Origin of the sequence: Archangium gephyra (assembly GCF_042230915.1) — a bacterium.
In the GTDB taxonomy this organism is placed as follows: Bacteria; Myxococcota; Myxococcia; order Myxococcales; family Myxococcaceae; genus Archangium; species Archangium gephyra_B.
Map to the genome: position 1 here is coordinate 9,281,677 of NZ_CP102578.1, position 18,788 is coordinate 9,300,464.

Here is an 18,788-nt window from a genome sequence, read left to right on the forward strand (position 1 = left end):
GTGACCATGCCGTCCTTCAGCCTGCTCCTCCTGGTCCTCACCTCCGTCCCGCCCGCCAAGGACGCGGTGCCGATGCCTCCGCCGCCGCCCGGCATGCGGGTGCTCAGCGCGCAGGACAAGCAGTTGCGGGTGGGGGCCGCTCCCGCCCAGGCCCAGGAGCCCGAGCCGGAAGTCCCGATCCAGTCCGCCGAGGAGGTGCTGGAGGACCTGCGCAACGAGGCCGCCGACGCCGAGGAGCCCACGGAGGAGTCCACCGAGCTGGAGGAGATGCGGGCGCTGGAGGGGGCCACGTTGGACCCCGGCGCCCGGCCCAACGCCGAGGTGCTCCAGTCGCTGCGCCGCCTGGGCCTGGCCAACCCGCTGCGCCAGCGCATGCTGGACGCGCTGGAGGAGCCCACCTTCCGCGAGGACGAGGAGCTGGGGGAGCTGCCCCTCATCACCGACCTGTCCAACTTCGACGTGGCGCGGGTGCAGCCCAAGTACGACATCCCGGTGGAGATGCAGCCGCTGGTGGCCCAGTACATCCAGTTCTTCCAGGGCCCGGGCCGCAAGTGGTTCAGCAAGTGGGTGAGCCGTTCCACCAAGTACCTGCCGGTGATGCAGCCCATCCTCGAGGCGCAGGGGCTGCCGCGCGACACGGTGTACCTGGCGATGATTGAAAGCGGCTTCTCCCCCTCCGCCTACTCGTGGGCGCATGCCGCCGGGCCCTGGCAGTTCATCTCCAGCACCGGCCGCCAGTACGGGTTGCACCAGGACTTCTGGGTGGACGAGCGCAAGGATCCCATCAAGGCCACGTACGCGGCGGCGCGCTACCTGAAGGACCTGCACAAGGAGCTGGGCCACTGGTACCTGGCGTGGGCGGGCTACAACACCGGCAGCGGGCGGGTGCGCCGGCTGGTGGAGCGCCACGGCACGGACAACTTCTGGGTCATCTCCGCGGAGAAGGGCCTGGCGACGGAGACGAAGCACTACGTGCCCAAGCTCATCGCCGCGGCGCTCATCGCCAAGCACCCCGCGGCCTTCGGCTTCTCCGAGAAGGAGTTCGTCTATGAGCAGGCGCTCGTCTTCGACGAGGTGAAGATCAACGACGCCACGGACCTGGACGTGATTGCCCGGGCGGCGGGCGTGCCAGTGGAGGCGGTGCGCGAGCTCAACCCCGAGCTGCGGCGCTGGTGCACCCCGCCGGCGAGCGCGAAGAACCCGTACGTGCTGCGCCTGCCCCAGGGCTCGGCCGGGCGCTTCGCGGAGAACTTCCCCCGGATTCCCGCCAAGGAGCGGCTCACCTTCCGCGTCCACAAGGTGAAGCGGGGGGACACGCTGTCGCAGATCGCCCTCAACTACGGCACGGCGCCCGAGGCCATCCTGCAGATGAACCAGCTCAAGAGCGCGCGGACGCTGAAGCTGAACGCGGAGCTGGTGATTCCGGTGCCGGCCGGGCGCGGCGGGGGCCAGACGGACGGGGAGAGCGCGCTGGCGCGCAAGGTGGCGCAGGCGCGGCGCAGCGGCGTGACGGTGATGCGCCCCGAGGACGAGGTGCCCGCCGGGACGCCGCGCGGCCCCGTGGCCACCGGCCCCATCAAGACGGAGAGCATCAACGGCCGCAAGCGCATCACCTACGGCGTGCAGACGGGGGACAGCCTGTGGGCCATCGCCCAGCGCTTCCAGGTGAACGTGGACGACGTGCGCAAGTGGAACAACCTCACGGTGCGCGCCAGCAAGAAGGCCCTGAAGGTGGGCTCGGTGCTGTACGTGTGGCCGGAGAGCGCGCCCAAGCAGGTGGTGGAGCGCGCGGGCACCGTCATCGCCCAGCGCGCCCCGGCCGGTAACGCGGGCCGCCCCGGCACCGTGCACGAGCTGGCCTCCGGCGAGTCCATCTGGAGCGTTGCCCAGCGCTACGGCGTGACCGTGGAGGACCTCAAGCGCTGGAACAACATCAAGGACACCACGCGCCTGCCCACCGGCCTGCGGCTGATGGTGAAGGCGCCGTAGTCCCCTGCCTCACCCCTCCTCGAGCAGCATCTTCAGCTCGCGGATGCGGCGCGTGACATGGTCGCGGTCCAGTCGGCGGAAGCTCTCGGGCAGCAGCTCGCGGCTGGTGCACTCCTGCACCGCCACCAGGTTCTGCAGCTCGATCTCCAGCGGGTAGCTCGGCGGGACGAAGTCCTCGAAGACGGCCTTCAAGTCCTCCACCGTCGCCTGCTCGCGCCCGTTCGCCAGCGCCCGGAAGCGCGTGCGCACCAGCACCGCCTCCATGTCCGCGCCGCTCAGCTGCCGCGTCCCCGTCGGAATCAGCTCCGAGATGGACGTCACGTCCAGCTTCAGGCCCGTCTTCTTCTGCATCACCTTGAAGAGCTCTTCCCGCTCCGCTTCCGTCTCCGGATAGAAGAGCGCGAGGTGCTCCTCGGCGCGGCCCTGCCGCTTGAGGTCGATGGGCAGCAGGTCCGGCCGCGCCGTCAGCAGGAACCACACAATCTTCCCGCGGTAGACCGTGTTGCCCATGAACGAGGCGATGGAGCCGAAGATGCGGCTGCTCGTCCCCGAGTCCCCGCCCGAGTCACGGTTGCCCAGGAAGGTGTCCGCCTCGTCCACCATCACCGCCACCGGCCACAGCGCCTTGAGCAGGTTGAAGATCTTCTCCAGGTTGGACTCGGTGACGCCCTGCCACTGGCTGCGGAAGTTGAGGAACTTCACCACCGGAATGCCAATCTCTCCGGCGAAGCAGGACACCATGAACGTCTTGCCGGTGCCTACCGGACCGCTGACGAGGTAGCCCATGGGCATCACCTCGATGCGCCCCTTCTTCAGCGCGTTGGCCGCGTGGCGCAGCATCTCCTTGGCCTTGCCGTGGCCCGCCACCGCCTCCAACGTGTGCACCGGCTCGATGAACTCCAGCAGGCCATGGCACTCGGCCTGGATGAGCTCCTTCTTCTTCTCCTTGAGCAGCTCGGTGGTGATGCGCACGTCGCGCTCGAGGGCCTCGGTGAGCACGCGGTCCAGGTTGATGCGGGACAGGCCCGCCGTCATCTTCGCCAGGCCCGCCAGCGGCACGTCCGACACCGCCGCCAGCTTCTTGCCCTCCAGCTTGTAGCGCACGTACTCCAGCCGCTCGTCCTCGGTGGGCAGGGGCAGCTCGATGGCCGCCACGTACGGGTTGCGCGACAGGCGCTGGGACACGTCCGCCAGGTTCTCCGCCAGCAGCACCACCGAGGTGTCCCCCGCGAGGAACTGCGGATCGTGCGCCCACTTCTCCAGCGTGGCCAGGACGAAGCGGTCCTCGGCCGACAGGTGGCTCATCTCCCCGCCCGGCACCAGCGTCTCGGCGAAGTCGATGATGAGCGCCAGCGACTTGCCCTCGCTCAGGCGCATCCGCAGGAAGTTCTCCAGAATCTGCAGCGCCCGCGCCGGATCCCTCGGCAGGCTCTTGGCGTAGTCCGTGCCGTACATGGCGTCGTACCCGGCCATCGTCCGCTGGAAGTCCTTCTGCGTCTCCGGAGACGCGGAGCGGATGCCCGACGAGCGGTCATAGAAGATGACGTGGTCGCGCCCGCCGAAGAGCTCCTCGGACAGGAAGGTGCGCAGCGTGCCGAAGCTCCGGCTGCCGTCCTCCTGGGTGGTGGGCTGCAAGTCCCGCACGGCCCCGTAGAGCAAGAACGTGCTGACGGTCTTCGTGTAGTACTTCTGGGCCAGCTTCTGGGCCCAAACCGGCAGCGCCGCGAGTGGATCCGACGCCTCGGCCTTGCGTGACTTGGTCACCGACACACCCCTCCCGCCCCTGACGGGGCGCACACGCCCGCCCCAACCGGGCGGGCGCCTCTCTGATTACCGCGCTACCGGCAGCCGCGCTGCTTCTTCAGCCGCCCCTTCACCTGGCCCGAGCCGGGCGCCACGTCCACGTCCACGTCATCGTGGCACCGCAGCTTGAGGCTCACCTGCTTCACGCCGTTGGGGAACCGCACCCGGGCCGGCGTCTCGCCCCACTCCTTGCCACCCGCGAAGATGGTGGCACCGGACGGCGTGGACGCCACTTCCACCTCGAAGCCATCCGCCTCGAGCTTGAGCTCCATCGGCTTTTCGCCGGCCTGCAGCGTGATGCGCGCCTGCTTGGGCTTGAAGCCCGGAGCACTGGCCTCCACCTGCACCTCGGTGCCCTCCGTCAGCTCGTCGATGTAGGGGGCGCTGCTGCCCTTCTCGCGCACCACCTTGCCGGCCACCTTCAGCTCCGCGTCCGACGGCTGGGTGACGACCACCAGGCGCACCAACTGCACCTTGCGCTCGAGCTTCACGTCCAACTGCAGGGGCGTCATGCCCTCGGCGATCTCCACCTGCTTGGTGACGGGGTGGTAGCCCTCGGCAATCACCATCACCAGGGCGGGACCAGCCTTCACCTGCTGCAGCACGGGCAGCTTGGACGTGTCCAGCTCCTGGCCACCAAAGCTCACCCGGACCGGGGCCGTCACATCGGGCACGTTCACCATGATGTAGCCCATGGGCACCGGCCGCGACATGAGGAAGCCGGCCACACCCGCCAACACGAGCAACAGGACGGCGAGCCCCGCGATGAGGGGCAGGCGGTTGGGTGCCGCCTTCTCCGCGGCCCGCGCCGGGGCGGCAACGGCGGCAAGCGCCGGAGAGGACGCGGCCGGAGTGCCGCGCTGGGCGGCGGCCGCGCGCAGCGGCGTGGCGGGCGTGAGCTCCATCGCGTCCTGCGACTCCGGCTCCTCCACGAGGGGAGGAGGAGGAGCGGCCGGCGGGGGCCGTGGGGCCGCCACCGCCGGCATGGCCGTCATCGAGGCCCGCGGCACGATGGAGGGCTCGGACACGGGAGGATCCGACGGCCGGACGGCGCGCATCCCATCCATCGTGTTGCGCCCCTGGCGGGCCACGGTGGTGCTCTCCGCGGACGGCGGGGCGGGGGCGAGCGTCGGAATGGACGGGCGCGGCGGGGCCGACAATCCCGGCGTGCGCAGGGCGGCCATCCGCTGGGCGGGCTGCTCGTCGATGACGGGCGGGCGCGGCACCTCCACGGGCGTCACCGTGCGTCCGGGGCCCACGAGCCCCGGCTGGGTGGTGGGCTCCTCGAGGTACTCGGGGCTGCTGACCACCATGGTCGCGCCGGACTCCTCCTCGGGCACGGGCGGAGCGGTGGGCGCGGGCGCCGTCAGCTTCGGCATGGCGCCGAGCGTGGGGGCCCGGCGCACGCCTCCCAGCGACGGGGTGGCGGGCATCGGCGGCGACGCGGGCGGCGGGGCCGGCACCGGCGCGCTGGCCGGCACCTGCACCTGCGGCGCCGCGGAGGCCCCGCTGAAGCCCATCTCGATGGCGGACAGCATGCCCTCGGGGGGCTTGATGTCCGCGTACTCCTGCAGCCGCTGCTTCTCGCGCTCCACGTCCTCGGCGAAGGTGGACTTCATGTACTGCATGAGGTCCTTGCGCCCGAAGATGGAGTCCGACGTCAGCAGGAAGCGCTGCAGATCGTCTCCCAGCTCGTTGGCGTACTGGTAGCGCTCGTCCACGTCGCGCGCGAGCGCCTTGAGGACGATCTTCTCCAGCGCCTCGGGGATGCGCCGGTTGTACGTGGAGGGCGGGGCCACCTCGGCCTTGCGCACCTTCTCCAGCACGCTGAAGTCGCTGTCGCCCACGAAGAGCCGCTCGCCGGTGAGCATCTCGTAGAGACACACGCCGATGGCGAAGATGTCCGAGCGCCGGTCCAGCGGCAGGCCGCGGATCTGCTCCGGGCTCATGTAGCCGAACTTGCCCTTGAGGATGCCGGCCTGCGTCTTGGTGGCCTTGCCCGCCGCCTTCGCGATGCCGAAGTCGATGACTTTGACCTCGCCCTCAAAGGAAATGAGGATGTTCTGCGGCGAGATGTCGCGGTGGACGATGTTGAGATCCTGCCCCTGGTTGTTCTTCTTGCGGTGGGCGTAGTCCAGGCCCTCGCACATCTTGGAGACCACGTAGGCCACCAGCGGCACGGGCGCGGGCTCGCTCTTCTTCCGGCACCGGTCGAAGATGGCCCGCATGTCCCTGCCGGGGATGTACTCCATCGCGATGAAGTAGCTGTTGGTGATCTGCCCCAGCTCGTAGATCTGCGCGATGTTGGCGTGGTTCAGCTGGACGCTGATCTTCGCCTCGTCGATGAACATCGAGATGAATTCATCGTCCTCGGCGATGTTCGGGAGGATGCGCTTGATGGCGACGAGGCGCTCGAAACCTCCCGCGCCGAACATCTTTCCGCGCCACACCTCCGCCATGCCGCCAATGTTGATGCGGTCCAGGAGGAGATATTTCCCAAACGGGATGGGCTGCCGCTTCGGTTGAGTGGTCGTCACGTGGGTGCGTGGCTCGGTGTTTGAAAGCCGAGCCTATCGACCGCCCCTCCATAGGGTCAACCGCGCGCCGTCCCCCACCCCCAGATACACCCGCTTCCTTCTCAGGGTGTGGGAGCCGGAGCCAGGGCCCCGGCGTCCGTTGCCTCGGGAGCTACAGAGGGCGGAGCCCCGGGAGGAGGAGCGAGCGGGAGAGCGAGCGGCTCACCCTCCTCTTCCTCCTCGGGCGGTGTGGGTTGCACGACCGCCACGTACGGCTCGCCGTCCACCGACAGGACCGTGGGGTGCCCGAAACGCTCGCCCTCGGGCAGCGCGACCAGGGAGACCCAGGCCGTCTGACGGTCCGGGGCCACGCAGTAGATGAGCGTCCCCACCGCGAGGTCCGGCGCTTCCCGCACGGGCCCCTCGCACGGCTGGCGCACCTGGAGGGACCAGGCCGCCGCGCGTTGTCCCCGGACGAGGTACGGGGGCGGCTCCAGCTCCGCCAGCAGGGACTGGAGCCGCGCTGGCTCCACCGGGACGGTGCGCCCGTCGGACAGCGCCTCGGCCCGCTGCTCGAACTGGCTCAACACCAGGGCCGCCACGTCCTCGGAGCGCACCGGCACCTCGTTCTCGGCGCGCATCAGGTCGGCGAAGAGCACGCACAGCAGGAGGATGGGCAGCAGCCGGTAGCCCTTGAAGTCCTCGCCCCTGCCGCGCGCCAGCCCCCACATCACCACGCCCAGCACTCCCACGGTCGCGGCCAGCACCAGGGAGGGCCACACCACCGAGGGCAGCGCGGAGAAGGCGGACACCTCGGCGGTCCGGGCCCGCTGCGCATCCAGCACGTCGCCCCCGTAGAGCCACACGAGGGCGAACAGGCAGGCCACGTTGCCGAGCAGCGTCTTGGGCGAGGGCAGCTTCATCCGGCGAGCGTGCGGGCGGGATCCGTGGCCGCGGCCCGGTGGCTGGGGAACCAGGCCCCAGCGAGCGCGGCCAGCAGCCCGAGCACCACGCCGCCCACCACCACGGGCCAGGGGAAGGAGAAGAAGCTCTCGGGCTTGAAGGGGAACTGCGGCAGGTAGGAGACGGCGAGCCGGTCGATGACCAGCGCCAGCAGGATCGCGACGAGGGTGCCGAGGAAACCACCCAGCAGTCCCACCACGCCGGCCTCGGCGAGGACGATGTTGCGCACGTCCGAGCGCGAGGCACCCACCGCCTGCATGACGCCGATCTCCTTGGCGCGCGCGCGCACCGAGGCGCTCAGCGCATGGGCGATGTTCACCGCCGCGAGCACGCAGATGAGGATGGACAGCAGCGCCAACGCGGACGTGGTGAGCGTCACGGCCGCGCCCACGTTCTCCGCGAGCCGCCGCTCCTGGTCGTCGATCTCCAGGCCCATCTCCCGCACCGCCGCCATGAGGCCCGGCACCGCGCCGGGGCTGGTGGCCACCAGGGTGATGCCGGAGTACGTCTCCGCGTCCTGACCCAGCTCGCGGTTGAGGCGGATGGCGGCGTCCAGGGGGATGGTGACGCCCGCGAGCAGCGCCCGGTCCGACGCGCCCACCACCTGCACCTGGGACGAGATGACGGCGACGTCGGGCAGCGGGGCCGTCACGTAGGAGCGGTTGAAGTCCACCGGGAGCGTGAAGCCCACGAGCAGGCTCGGGGTGAGCGTCGGCAGCTTGCGGGCCGGGGCGAAGGTGTTGTTGTAGATCTCCAACAGGCGCGTGGAGATGAGGCCCGGCAGCGGCTGGCCCGGCCCCGGGTCCACGAACTTGCCCAGCTGCACATCGCCCTCGACGAGGCCGGGCTCCACGCCCACCGCGAGGACGTCCATGCCCATGCGCATCTTCCGGCCGAAGAAGTCCCCCTGGTAGAGGCTCGCCGCGGGGGCGCGCACGCTCATCTTCCGGTAGAGCTTCTCCACGCCGGGCAGGGCCTGGAGCCGCTCCACCATGGTGGTGTCCAGCTTGCCGCCCCCGAGGAACGAGCCGAGCGACACCGCGGGCGGCACCACGTCCACCAGCCGCGCGTCGTTGGGGAAGATGCGCTCGCGGATGACGCGCCCCACCCCCAGGCCCAGGCCCACGAAGAAGACGAGCGCCCCCACCCCCATGGCCACGCCGAAGGCGGAGAAGAAGGCGCCCCGCCGCTCGCGCGAGAGGCTCAGCCGCACCAACTGGGAGAGCGCCGCCAGCCTCATGACACACCTCCCGCCAGCGCGGGCCGGGACTCCTCGACGAGCCGTCCCTCCTTGAGGCGCAGCACGCGCCGCGCCGCCGTGCTCATCCGGTCCTCGTGAGTGACGGCGAGCAGGGTGATGCCCTCGCGGTTCAGCTCCTCGAAGAGCGTGATGACGCCGGCGCCCGTGGCGGCATCGAGGTTGCCGGTGGGCTCGTCACACAGGAGCAGCCGGGGGCCGGTGAAGAGGGCCCGGGCGATGGCCACGCGCTGCCGCTCGCCACCGGAGAGCCGCACCGGGGCGCGGTCCTTCTTGGCCAGCAGGCCCACCCGGTCGAGCAGGGACTCGGCGCGCTTGCGGGCCTCGGGGGAGGCGGCGCCGAAGTGCGAGGGCATCAGCACGTTCTCCACCGCGGAGAGGTTGGGGATGAGGTGGAAGGACTGGAAGACGAAGCCCACGTGCTGATTGCGGAAGCGCGCGAGCGCCTTGTCCTTCAGGCCGGACAGCTTGACGCCGGCCACCTCCACGTCGCCCTGGTAGTGCACGTCCAGGCCGCCCAGCAGGTGCAGCAGCGTGGACTTGCCGCTGCCGGACGGGCCCACCACGGCGACGAAGTCACCGTCCGCCACGTCGAGCGAGAGGCCATCCAGGACGCGCACCTCGGTGCCGTCCCCGTCCCGGTACTGTTTGACGATGTCGCGTGCGCGTATCAATGGGGTGCCAACCAGAGGGTGAGCTCGGCCTGCAGGGCCTTCTCCTTCTCGGAGAGGCCCAGCGTGACCGCGCGGAGGTCATCCGTGGCGTCCAGCCAGCGCACCGTGGTCGCCTTGATGGCGAAGCCGCCAATGCCCCAGGCCTCGGAGGGAAGCGCCTTCACCGCGTCGGCGAGGCGCCGCAAGTCCAACACCGCCCCCAGCACCGGGCCCTGCAGCGCCGGGCGCAGGTCCTCGGCCAGGGGGCTGGTGCCCGCGGGGCCGCCGAGCCGGGTGAGCGCCGCCTCGAGGCGCGACTGGGGCGCGGCGAGCACCACCTTGCCGCCCACCGAGGCGAAGTGCGCGCCCTCCCCCTGCCGGTACGAGGTGAGGTAGACGCGCTGGCCGTTGACGTCCGTGGGCTTCACCTCGGCGCCGAAGCGCTGGGCGATGGGGGGAATCTTCTCCAGCATGGCGGCGAGGGCCGCCGGGTCCTTCCCCTCCCCCACCACCACCATGTGCACGAAGCGGAAGGGGTTGGTGCGCCGCAGGTCCAACGACGGCACGCCGGCCCCGAGCTGCGCGGTGGGGGCCAGGGACACGCCCGCGACGAGGCCGGGCTTCAACTTGTCCAGCACCTCGCCCTTCAGGTCGAAGCCGCTCTCCTGCACCGCGCGAGTGACGTAGGGGCCCACGAGGTAGGGCCAGATGCCGCCGAGCTGCGCCGGGTCTCCCCCGTAGCGCGCCAGGAGGAAGCTGTCCTCCGGGAGGTAGCCGAGCAGATCCGGGGCCTGCTGCGGCACGAGCGCGGCGAGCGAGGCCTGCGTGTCCGGCCACGGCGTGTCCATGCGCAGCGTCACCGCGCGCTCGCCGAGCTGGCCCGCGAGGGTGACGGACTGCGTGGTGCCGGCCGGAACGAGGAAGCCGATGCCGCCGGGGAGGAAGGCGTAGAAGTCGCGCTCGGCGGGCAGCCGCTTCAGGGAGGCATTGAGGAGCGGCTCCTCGACGAGCGACTTGTCCGCGGGCAGCGTGGCGTAGCCGGAGAGCTGGGACACCATGGCGCCCGCGCCCAGCAGGGCGTAGTCGCCGGTGAAGAGGAGCCCCAGCGCGGGCTGCGGCGCACCGGGCCGGGTGAAGGTGACGAGCGTGCCGCCGGAGACCTTCTGCTCGGCGGTCTGCGAGGCGCCGAGCCGGTCTCGGGCAAGCTTGGAGAAGGTGTCCCGGAGGGTCTTCTCGTCCTTGACGCCGAGCACGGAGAAGGCCTGGTCGCCACCGAGCAGGGCCGCGCCCGCGCCCCGGCCGGGGTCGATGCCAGCGGCCTCCATGGCCTGGCGGCTGCGCAGGTCCACGCCCACCTGACGCATGATGGCGGAGACGTAGGCCTCGGCGGACTGGGCGTTCTGGAGCTGGGCGACGAAGTTGGCCAGCTTGAGATTCTGGAAGCGGGCGAGCCGCTCGCCGAAGGTGCCGAGATCGGGGATGACGAGGGCGGCCTGGGCGCCGCGGGGCAGGAAGCGGGCGGGGTTGTTCGTCTTCACGCCCTGAGCGCCCTGCTTGTCGCCGCAACGGGAGCAGCCGGCGAACACGAGCAGCACGAGCAGGAGCCAGGGCGAGGCGCGGCGGAGCATAGGGACGGGAGTGCAGACGGCCCCGGGCCCGGAGTCAAATTCTTCGTGCGGAAGCTTCGGCCCGGCCGTCCGGGGGGTGACCTTGCCCTACCTGGAAGCCTGCTGGGAGAGTGGGTGATCAAGCCGCCGCCCGTCGAGTCCAGGGGAGCGGCGATCCCCCCCAGAGAGGCGAGCACCACCATGTTCGATTCCGTTATGCGCAGGGCCGGCCTGCTGGCAGCGATGTTGCTGCTGGCCATGAGCACGGCGGCCGAGGCCACCACCGTCCGGGTCATCTACGACGTCGGCTACGGCAACCGCATCACCATCCGGGGCAGCAAGGCGCCCCTGTCGTGGACCACCGGCACCAACGCCACGTGGACCACGGGCAACGTCTGGACGCTCTCGTGGGCCAACACCGTGGGCGACGTGGACATCAAGCCCCTCATCAACGACGCGACGTGGTCCACCGGCGCCAACTACCGCATCAAGGCCGGCGCCACGGTGGACATCTACCCGTTCTTCGGTCCGGCCTCGGGCCAGCTGCGGACCGTCTCCAACTTCTACTCGCCGCAGTTCGGCAACTCGCGGGCGCTCACCATCTACCTGCCGCCGAGCTACTCGGAGAACCCGCTCAAGCGCTACCCGGTGCTGTACGCGCATGACGGGCAGAACCTCTTCGATGCCGCCCGGGCCACCTACGGCGTCGAGTGGCGCATGGACGAGACGGCCAACTCGCTCATCGGCAACGGCACGATGGACGAGGTCATCATCGTGGGCATGGACCACGGCGGCAACAACCGCATCTACGAGTACACGCCCTGCTGCGATGCCCAGTACGGCGGTGGAGGCGCGGACAAGCACGAGCGGTTCATCATCGACACGGTGAAGCCGTTCATCGACCAGAACTACCGGACGCTATCGGCGAAGGCGAACACGGCGCTGATCGGCTCGTCCCTGGGCGGGCTGGTGTCGTTCTACGTCGGGCGGCGCAACCCGGCCGTCTTCGGAAAGCTGGCGGCCATGTCGAGCTCGTTCTGGTGGAACAACCAGAAGCTGACGCAGGAGGTGGAGGCCTCGACCACGAAGGTGGCGGTGAAGTTCTACATCGACGCGGGGACGAGCAGCGACGGGCTCACCGAGACGACGCGGATGCGGGATGCGCTGGTGGCGGACGGGTACGTGCAGGGCAACGACCTGTACTACTACGTGGCCCAGGGCGCGGGGCACAACGAGTCCTCCTGGGCCGCCCGGCTCAACATCCCGCTGACGTACCTCTTCCCCTGGCAGAGCACCGTCTACTGAGCCGGCCGCACCCGCCTGCGGGACTTGCGCTGGAGCACGCCCGCGGCGGCGAGCAGCACCACCGCCGCGGCGCTCGTGAGGGCGCCCGCCAGGAGCCCCGGCGTCCGGTACTCGAAGCGCACCACATGCCGGCCCGCGGACAGGGGCACCGCGCGCACGGCGTGGTTGGCCGGGTACATCGGCAGGCGCCGGCCCTCCTCTCGGGCCTCCACGCCCGCGAAGTACGACTCGTTGAGCACCAGCAGACCCGGTGAGGCGAGCGTCGCCTCGACCTCGACGGCATCCCCCACACGGCGGATGCGCTCCACCGGCTGGGCCGGGCCCGTGGGCTCGCGCCGCAGGCCCTCCACCCCCTCCGCCTCGGCCTCCAGCACCACCTCCCCACCGGGGCGGAAGCTCGAGGAGCCCAGGTAGTCCACCACCTGGGCACGCGGCAGCACCTTCACGCCCCCGGTGACATAGGCACGCGGCAGGTAGCGCCGGAATGGCACCGCCACGGCATCGGCGCGCTCGTCATGGCCCACCGCCTGCTGGCGCTGCTCCGGCCTCAGCTCCGACGGCGAGGCGATGAAGAGGCGCGTGCCGAACACGCCCGCGAGCTTCCCCACCCAGAGCGCCTGGTTGCCGAGCACCAGCTCGTTGTACCGGGCGGAGAAGCCCTGCAGGTACACGTTGGACGTGGGCAGCCCGTGCAGCGCGCCCCGCAGCGGGACGAGCGCCGCGTTCTGCACCGCGTCCAACTCCGCCCCCGGCTCGAGGGGACGCGCCGGCTTCCACAGGAAGAAATAGGTGAAGCCCTCGCCCGAGACGCCGTGGCGCCGGAGCACCTCCGCGAGCGGAGGCGGTTCGTAGAAGTCCACCGGAGCGGTGAGCACCAGGCGGCCGTTGGCGAGTCCCAGGTCCAACGCCACCGCGGCCAGTGCCACGTACGCCAACACCGGAGCGAGCGCCCGGTGCCAGGCCGCCAGGGCCAGCACCCCGGCGAGCAACAGGGCCCACAAGGCCGGCTCCCATGCCCCCAGGGCCGCCACGGCCCCCACCGCCAGCGCACACAGCGCCCCGGGGAGGAAGCGCAGACGATCTCGCCGGAGCACCTGTTGGGCTCCCCGCGCCGCGAGCAGCGGGAGCACCAGCATGGCGGGACCGATGGCCTTGACCGGGAACTGGAACGACTTCCAGAACGGGACGACGGCCGAGAAGAGCGACCACAGCGGGGTGGCCGAGCCCGTGGCGAGCACCAGCGACACCAGGGAGATGCCCAGGAGCTGCGGGCGCAGTCTCCCTCGCGCCAGGGCCCCCGCCAGCACGAGCGCCACCACGCCGGCGCCCAGGTACGTCGTCTCGAACATGACGTCGCGGCCCGCGAGCGCGCCGGGGTCCACCAGGCCGGAGAGCTGGTGCAGGTCCAACCGCCAATAGTCCGGGCTGACGATTCCCGCCCCGCTCGAGCGCGGGGACTCGCGGAAGAGCAGCAGCGACGGCACGAGCTGCACCGCCGCCAGCGCCACCGCGAACACCGTCCCGAGCGCGAGCGACAGGGCCGGGCGCAGCAACGCCCGGGGCCGGGTGCGCCGCACCACCAGCGCGGCGGCGCCAAGCAGGCCCATGATGGCGAGGTGTGGATCCCCGGCGAGCAACATCCACGCGAGCGACAGCGCGAGCACCCACGGGCGCCCCCCGCTCCGGCACCGCAGCGCCCCCCACCACAGCCAGGGCAGCGCCGCGGCCGCCAGGGACATCGAGGTGAACTCGGTGACGCCCAGGAAGTAGGGGCCGAGCGTGTAGACGGTGGCCGCCAGCGCCGCGAACACCGGCCGCAGGCCGAGCGCACGGCCCAGCCGCCAGGTCCCCAGCAGGGCCATGGGCACCGGCACCAGCAGCTGGAGCACGAAGGCGGTGTGGAACGGCAGCACGGTGAAGAACAGCGTGCTCGGATGGAACGTGCTCAGCACGGGCACGGCGACCAGCGGCATGCCCATGCCATCCCACGGCCACCACTCCGGCAACGAGCCCGCGCGCAGCGACTCACTCAGCACGCGCTTGAGCGGCACGAACAGCCGGCCCATGTCGCGCCGGAAGGGCAGCTCGCCCAGGAAGATCAGTCCGCGGAAGACGAAGAGCGCGAGGGCCACCGGCACGAGCAGCGGCCCGAGCGCCCGCAGCCGGCTCCCGCTCATAGCGGCTTGCGCCCCTCGACGAGGAACTCCGCCGTCATCGGGGAGTCCCCATGGAGCGACAGCAGCGCGCGCACGAGCGCGAAGACGGGCACCGCCTCCAGGCTGCGCAGGCGGGGGAACAGCGTCCAGCGCCCGGTCAGCTTCTTGGTGGTCAGCCCGAGCAGGGACGGCAGCAGGAACATCTCGAAGGTGACGGTGGACGCGGTCGAGCCGATCGGCTCCACGCGAGGCACCTCGAAGCCCGCCTCACGGAACCAGTGCGCCCAGCCCTCGGCATCCTCGAGGTGCTCGTGCCGGAACTGCTGGTCGATGGCCTCGCACACCGTGCGCGAGAGCGACTCCAGCCCCAGACGCTCGAGGGCACGCGGCGTGGCCATGTGCGAGGCCCAGTCCCGGTTGGGCAGGAAGGCGTAGACGACCCCGCCCGGCTTCAGGGACTTGTAGATGGTGCGCAGCGCAGCGCCCAGGTCGGGCACGTGCTCGAGCGAGCAGTTGGCGATGCAACTGCCGAAGAAGGCCTCCGGCAGCCGGGCCCGGGTGATGTCGGCCAGCATCACGTGCGAGTAGGCCCGCGAGGCCTGGGCACGCCGGCCCTCGTTGCCATCGATGTCGATGCCCCACACCTCGGCATCCTGGAAGGCGAGCCGGGCGAACAGGCCGTCCCCGCACCCCACGTCGAGGATGGGGCCCTCGCACTGGAGACCGCGCATCGAGTGCAGGCGCACGCACTCCTTGATGGCCAGCGCGGTGGGGGCGTAGGGGTAGTAGCTCTGGAAGTCGCGGAGCGTGATTTCGTCGCTCATGAGTCGTGTGGCCGGCGCGCCGTGGCGGCGAGCACCCAGCCGAAGGAGATGGTGGAGACCCGGATGTCGGTGGTCCCCGCCTCGCGCAGGGTGGACACCAGGGAGGGTTTGTCGAAGGGGGTGGGATGGAGGCCGCGGCGCGAGAAGCCCTGCACCCGGGCGATGGCCTCGAGCACCGTCTTCTCGATCAACGGCAGGAGGGAGAAGGAGCCGTAGTTGGGCGTGGTGAGGAAGAGTTGCCCCCCGGGGCGCAGCACGCGCACCAGGTCGGCGAGCCACGGCCCCGGCCGGGACAGGTGCTCGATGACGTCCATCGACAGCACCAGATCGAAGCGGCCATCCGCGTAGGGCAGCGGCGCGTCCGGCTGCAACACGTCCGCCCCGGCCAGCCGCTCCCCGTGAAGCGAGCGGGCGAACGAGACGGCGCGTGGATCGATATCGCAGATGGTGTAGCGGCGGCCCTCCTGAGGCAGCGAGGAGAACTCGAAGAAGGGGCCGGAGCCGACGTTCAGTACCTCGGCCGCGCCGGACTCACGCACCACCCGCGCCGCCGTGTGCACGATGGGGCCATGGTACAGGCGCCACGGGAGCCGGAGCTTGAGCCGGTGATTGGAGAAGTAGTCGACGGCTTCGGGCATGGAGACGAGGAACTCCGAACGGACGATGCTTCCCGTAGCGGCAACACCGAGTCAAGCACTGCGAATCCAGGGTCCGCCCACGCCTCACCGGGCAGCCAGGAAGGGCGCCTCATCGCCTCCCTGCCCCCCTAGCGCACCCGCGTCCCGTGCGGCAGCGGGCCCGACGTCTCCTCGGTGAACTCGAGGAAGCGCTCCATGTCGCGCACCGTCTCGTCCGTGGCGTGCGCCTCCGCGCTGAGCGCCTCGAGCTGCCGGTTGACGCTCTCGGGGTCCCGGATGGCGATGGACTGCTCGTGCGTCAGCCGCATCAGGTCCTCGATGCTCGCCAGCTGGTGGCTCACCACCTCGCGGCTCTCCCCCGCCTGCTCGAAGCGCGCCAGCCGCTTCTTGAGGATCTCCAGCCGCTTCTCCTTCACGTCCTTCAGCCGCGGGTTGGCCTCCTGCGCCAGCTCCGACTCCAGCGAGCGCACGTCCTTCTCCAGCGACTGCCGCTCCGAGGAGTTGAGGTACGTGCGGTACTGGTTCAGCGTGGAGATCAACCGCAGGAAGGACGTGAGCAGCGCGTCCAACCGCTGCTCGCTGCTGGCCGCCAGCACCCGGCCTCCGGGCAGCTTCGCGTAGTTGGCGAGGATCTTCTCCTTCAGCCCCACCAGCACCTGGTAGTGCTCGCGCTGCGAGGCGGCCAGCTCCGACAGCAGCGTGTCCACCTGCTGCCGCGCGGCCTCGTCGTCCTGCGCCCCCGGGGTACCCGCGCGCACCGCCCGCTGGAAGCGCTTCGTGAAGGGCACCACGCCCAGGTAGAGCGTCTCCACCCCGAGCGCCACCAGGGCCGGCGTCACATCTCCGGTCATCGCCGCCGAGGCGCCCGCGGTCAACAGCCCCACCAGGTTGGCGGGCAACAGGAAGGCAGCCTTGAGGAAGTTGGGAGTGCGGGCCACGGAAGTCCTCGCCAGGGAGGCGCCTCGCGGACAGAGGGCTCAGGGCCCTCGCGCCTCCGACACGTATTTCAGCGCGCCGAGGTCGCGAGTGTCCTCGGCCGGCGGGGTCGCCGCCGTGCGCCTGATCTTCTGGTAGAGCGCCGAGGCGCTCTGGAAGAGCTCGTCATAGGTGACGGGCGCCTCGCCGGAAAGCCCGAAGAAGGCCCGATTGTCCGCCAACGTCGCCGGAGGGGCGCTGCGGATGGCCTCGGTGGGGTCTCCCAGGTAGGGCGCCACCTCGCCCAGCATCCGCGCCCCGGGCCCCGGATCCTTCTGCACGCTGGCCCCCGCGTCCAGCAGCCCGCGGATGACGCGGCGGACCGCGTCCGGGTAGCGCGCGGCGTAGTCCCCCCGGGCCACCAGCACCGTGGCCACCAGGTGCGGGGCGTCCGCCGTGGTGGCCAGCACCGCGCCGCCCCGGTCCCGCGCCGCCAGCTCCACGTCGCCCCACAGCCCCGCCACCGCGTCCGCCCGGCCCTCGCGCAGCGCCCGGCCCGCGTCCAGCGTGGAGGGCAGGTCCACCCACGTCACGTCCGTCAGACGCAGGCCCGCGCGCGACAGCACCCAGAGCGCGAAGTAGTACGAGGAGCCCGAGGCATACACCCCCAGCCGCTTGCCGCGCAGCGAGGCCAGGTCCGGCACGCCCACCGCCGCCAGCGCCTCCTGCCCGCGGCTGCGTCCCAGCAGCATCACCGTGCGCGGCGCCGCGTCCCGGAGCGACGGCAACCAGGCCGCCAGCCGGTCCACCGAGATGGCCGCCATGTCCACCCCGCCGTGCTCCGCGCCCACCGCCAGCGCCTGCCGCAGCTCCTCGTCGGTGGCGAAGACGACGGCCCGCGCGTCCATGGCGTAGGCCGTCTTCAGCAGGCCCTGCGCCGCGCCCGCCGGCACCTCGGGGTTGTCCAGCGTGGAAGCCCCTCCGGTGGCCAGCAGCAGCGCCGCCGCCGAGCCGCGCGCGGTGAAGCCGATGAGCGTGGGCCTCAGGGGCACCGAGGCCAGGTCCGCCACCGGTGCCGCCACCCCCGCGGGGAAGTCTCCCGGCGACAGGCGCACCGCCTGCTTCGCCGCCGGGAAGAAGCGCGCCTGGAGGCGATCCAGGTACCCGAGCCTCGAGGCCACCAGGTACCCCACCCCCAGCACGCACAACACCAGGAACGGATAGAGGCCGGGTCCGCGTCGCAACGCCATCAGCTCGGCCTCCTCCGTCCCACGGGACTACTTGATCTCCACCTTCTTGCCGATCGTCTTCTCGGTGCCGCCGCCCACGTCCGACACCGGTGCGGGGCTCTCCATGCCCATCTCCATCTTCATCTGCTTCACGAGGTCCATCGCCTGGATGCGCTCGGCGTCCTCCTCGATCTGCACGGCCTGGTGGTCCACCGACTCGAGCGCCATCTGCATACGCGCCTCGTTGACGGCGGCCTTCTCGTTGACCTTGCGCACCATCTCGTCGTGCGTGGCGTCGATGCCGGCCACCTGGAAGGACTCCATGGCGTCGGCCACCTTGGACTGCCACTGCGCACGCCGCGCGTCGCGGATGGCGTTCATCGCCTCCTGCGTCTTGCGGTCCTTCTCGCGCATGAAGGCCTTCTTCAGGTTCAGCGACTTCTCGTACGCCACCTTGGCCGTCTCGAGCTGCTGCTCGTTGCGCTCCAGCGCCGCCTTCTCCGTCTGCAGCTTGGTGGCGTACTGGGCCGCCAGGTCGTCACGCCCCGCCTGGATGGCCGCCTTCACCTTGGCCGTCAGGTCGCGGATGTCCTGCTTGTACTTGACGTTCTCCTTCTCCAGGAGCGTCAGGTTCGCCCGCACCATGGCGATGGACTCGTTCATCTTCGGGACCTGATCGTTCAGGTCACGGATGTTCTGCTCGAGAATGAGCTCCGGGTCCTCGATGGAGGAGACGAAGAAGCCGAAGAAGCTACGCATTGCCCTTGTGAACCGGTTCCACATGGCGGGGGTCTACCTCCTGCGAATTCGAGTCTTGTGGGGACCTTACACCATCCCACCGTATTCCACGTATGACGAATGCCTCGGGCCTACGCTCGGGGAACGGTGCCCATTGCTGGACGGTTTCCCCGAGTCCCCGCCCCTTCGCTCGG

General features: G+C 70.8%; 14 protein-coding genes. 2 read left to right on the top strand and 12 right to left on the bottom strand.

Translation table 11 applies throughout. The annotated features are described in order from the left end of the window. Nucleotides 1-6 precede the first annotated feature (6 nt). Entirely contained in the window at nucleotides 7-1,989 is a 1,983-nt protein-coding gene (locus NR798_RS36540; protein WP_375767176.1) for a LysM peptidoglycan-binding domain-containing protein, read from the top strand. A gap of 9 nt (nucleotides 1,990-1,998) precedes the next feature. Here NR798_RS36540 and NR798_RS36545 read toward each other — a convergent pair whose 3' ends face one another. The 6 genes from NR798_RS36545 to NR798_RS36570 all read right to left on the bottom strand — a co-directional run bounded on the left by NR798_RS36545 (nucleotide 1,999) and on the right by NR798_RS36570 (nucleotide 10,810). Continuing rightward, nucleotides 1,999-3,753 carry an ATP-binding protein gene (locus NR798_RS36545; RefSeq protein WP_375767177.1) on the bottom strand — a complete coding sequence of 585 codons (1,755 nt, stop codon included), beginning with the start codon at nucleotides 3,751-3,753 and terminating at the stop codon, nucleotides 1,999-2,001. A gap of 74 nt (nucleotides 3,754-3,827) precedes the next feature. Further along, nucleotides 3,828-6,329 (bottom strand): protein kinase, encoded by a 2,502-nt coding sequence (locus NR798_RS36550; RefSeq protein ID WP_375767178.1) that lies wholly within the window; start codon nucleotides 6,327-6,329, stop codon nucleotides 3,828-3,830. Nucleotides 6,330-6,430: 101 nt separating this feature from the next. Further along, entirely contained in the window at nucleotides 6,431-7,231 is an 801-nt protein-coding gene (locus tag NR798_RS36555) for a hypothetical protein (protein ID WP_375767179.1), read from the bottom strand. Then, nucleotides 7,228-8,511 (bottom strand): ABC transporter permease, encoded by a 1,284-nt coding sequence (locus NR798_RS36560; protein ID WP_375767180.1) that lies wholly within the window; start codon nucleotides 8,509-8,511, stop codon nucleotides 7,228-7,230. Before NR798_RS36560 ends, NR798_RS36555 begins: the two co-directional genes overlap by 4 nt. After that, nucleotides 8,508-9,203 (bottom strand): ABC transporter ATP-binding protein, encoded by a 696-nt coding sequence (locus NR798_RS36565; protein ID WP_375767181.1) that lies wholly within the window; start codon nucleotides 9,201-9,203, stop codon nucleotides 8,508-8,510. Before NR798_RS36565 ends, NR798_RS36560 begins: the two co-directional genes overlap by 4 nt. Further along, on the bottom strand, nucleotides 9,200-10,810 hold the full coding sequence (locus tag NR798_RS36570) for a hypothetical protein (protein ID WP_375767182.1): 1,611 nt from the start codon (nucleotides 10,808-10,810) through the stop codon (nucleotides 9,200-9,202). The genes NR798_RS36565 and NR798_RS36570 overlap by 4 nt, the downstream gene beginning before the upstream one ends. 180 nt (nucleotides 10,811-10,990) lie before the next feature. On the opposite strand from NR798_RS36570, the gene NR798_RS36575 reads away from it, so the two are divergent. Further along, nucleotides 10,991-12,094, top strand: coding sequence for an alpha/beta hydrolase (locus NR798_RS36575; protein ID WP_375767183.1), 1,104 nt, complete (start codon nucleotides 10,991-10,993; stop codon nucleotides 12,092-12,094). Here the strand turns inward: NR798_RS36575 and NR798_RS36580 are convergent. The 6 genes from NR798_RS36580 to NR798_RS36605 all read right to left on the bottom strand — a co-directional run bounded on the left by NR798_RS36580 (nucleotide 12,088) and on the right by NR798_RS36605 (nucleotide 18,639). Continuing rightward, nucleotides 12,088-14,271 carry a hypothetical protein gene (locus tag NR798_RS36580; protein ID WP_375767184.1) on the bottom strand — a complete coding sequence of 728 codons (2,184 nt, stop codon included), beginning with the start codon at nucleotides 14,269-14,271 and terminating at the stop codon, nucleotides 12,088-12,090. The two genes, NR798_RS36575 and NR798_RS36580, sit on opposite strands and share 7 nt — an antisense overlap. Further along, on the bottom strand, nucleotides 14,268-15,074 hold the full coding sequence (locus tag NR798_RS36585; protein WP_375767185.1) for a class I SAM-dependent methyltransferase: 807 nt from the start codon (nucleotides 15,072-15,074) through the stop codon (nucleotides 14,268-14,270). The genes NR798_RS36580 and NR798_RS36585 overlap by 4 nt, the downstream gene beginning before the upstream one ends. Further along, nucleotides 15,071-15,712, bottom strand: a complete 642-nt coding sequence (locus NR798_RS36590; protein WP_375767186.1) for a class I SAM-dependent methyltransferase — start codon at nucleotides 15,710-15,712, stop codon at nucleotides 15,071-15,073. Before NR798_RS36590 ends, NR798_RS36585 begins: the two co-directional genes overlap by 4 nt. A gap of 128 nt (nucleotides 15,713-15,840) precedes the next feature. Continuing rightward, the gene (locus tag NR798_RS36595) at nucleotides 15,841-16,650 is read right to left on the bottom strand and encodes a hypothetical protein (RefSeq protein WP_375767187.1); all 810 of its coding nucleotides are present in this window, start codon (nucleotides 16,648-16,650) and stop codon (nucleotides 15,841-15,843) included. A gap of 39 nt (nucleotides 16,651-16,689) precedes the next feature. Further along, nucleotides 16,690-17,877, bottom strand: coding sequence for an ABC transporter substrate-binding protein (locus NR798_RS36600; protein WP_375767188.1), 1,188 nt, complete (start codon nucleotides 17,875-17,877; stop codon nucleotides 16,690-16,692). Nucleotides 17,878-17,904: 27 nt separating this feature from the next. Continuing rightward, nucleotides 17,905-18,639, bottom strand: a complete 735-nt coding sequence (locus NR798_RS36605) for a PspA/IM30 family protein (protein ID WP_375767189.1) — start codon at nucleotides 18,637-18,639, stop codon at nucleotides 17,905-17,907. Nucleotides 18,640-18,788 lie beyond the last annotated feature (149 nt).

Bases quoted from the DNA above. Each gene is read 5' to 3' on its own strand.
- NR798_RS36540 (WP_375767176.1), top strand. From the start codon at position 7: ATGCCGTCCTTCAGCCTGCTCCTCCTGGTCCTCACCTCCGTCCCGCCC.
- NR798_RS36555 (WP_375767179.1), bottom strand. From the start codon at position 7,231: ATGAAGCTGCCCTCGCCCAAGACGCTGCTCGGCAACGTGGCCTGCCTG.
- NR798_RS36560 (WP_375767180.1), bottom strand. From the start codon at position 8,511: ATGAGGCTGGCGGCGCTCTCCCAGTTGGTGCGGCTGAGCCTCTCGCGC.
- NR798_RS36570 (WP_375767182.1), bottom strand. From the start codon at position 10,810: ATGCTCCGCCGCGCCTCGCCCTGGCTCCTGCTCGTGCTGCTCGTGTTC.
- NR798_RS36575 (WP_375767183.1), top strand. From the start codon at position 10,991: ATGTTCGATTCCGTTATGCGCAGGGCCGGCCTGCTGGCAGCGATGTTG.
- NR798_RS36580 (WP_375767184.1), bottom strand. From the start codon at position 14,271: ATGAGCGGGAGCCGGCTGCGGGCGCTCGGGCCGCTGCTCGTGCCGGTG.
- NR798_RS36585 (WP_375767185.1), bottom strand. From the start codon at position 15,074: ATGAGCGACGAAATCACGCTCCGCGACTTCCAGAGCTACTACCCCTAC.
- NR798_RS36590 (WP_375767186.1), bottom strand. From the start codon at position 15,712: ATGCCCGAAGCCGTCGACTACTTCTCCAATCACCGGCTCAAGCTCCGG.
- NR798_RS36600 (WP_375767188.1), bottom strand. From the start codon at position 17,877: ATGGCGTTGCGACGCGGACCCGGCCTCTATCCGTTCCTGGTGTTGTGC.
- NR798_RS36605 (WP_375767189.1), bottom strand. From the start codon at position 18,639: ATGTGGAACCGGTTCACAAGGGCAATGCGTAGCTTCTTCGGCTTCTTC.